Genomic DNA, 585 nt, shown 5'->3' with positions numbered 1-585 from the left:
TTTTTTTTTTAGGCTCGGGAAGGTTTCTTCCAAAAATACCTGTTGTTTCTTGGAATCCGCTTTTTTGAGGGTATACGTCGGACGGGTCCAGCTTAGTCCTAGCCGGTGAAGGAGGTCCGCCACGCCTTTTTGCGTATATCCATAACTCCATTCCCGGAGAATCAGGTCACACACAATCGCCAATGTCCAATTGGCACGGGATTTGAAACCTACTTCCTCCGGAGTGTGGTAGGCGACGATTTGGACCAGTTCCGCTTCCTGTTCATCTGTCAGCCGTGAAGGTCGTCCGCTTTGTTTTTTGGAGACTAAACCTTGGATTCCATTATGGCAGTAGTTTTTCACATAGTGGCTGACAGTATGCTCGTCGCGGCCGATGGTGTGCCCGGCTTCTTTCCGGGTGTGGCCTTCAAGAACCAACTTGACTGCCAGGAAACGCTCGTACAACCGGCGGTTGTCTGTCGTATTCATCGCTTTTTCCAATTCACGGATTTGGCGTTCTGTTTCCATGTTCCCCACTCCTCAAGTGTTTTCTTTAGTATACGCCTATAGGAGGAAAAACGAATACAATTTAACTCAATTTATATA

Annotated in this window: 1 protein-coding gene; it reads right to left on the bottom strand. The window is 47.5% G+C overall.

Annotation, left to right across the window (positions count from 1 at the left end):
• A partial coding sequence (locus HMPREF2961_RS09830) for a helix-turn-helix domain-containing protein (protein ID WP_070704699.1) occupies positions 1-507 on the bottom strand: 507 nt, incomplete at its 3' end.
• Between the last annotated feature and the right edge of the window lie 78 nt (positions 508-585).

The sequence above is a fragment of the Enterococcus sp. HMSC076E04 genome (genome assembly GCF_001814285.1).
GTDB lineage: Bacteria > Bacillota > Bacilli > Lactobacillales > Enterococcaceae > Enterococcus_B > Enterococcus_B lactis.
The sequence above is the reverse complement of the archived record's forward strand: the minus strand, read 5'-3'. Positions and strand labels throughout refer to the sequence as shown.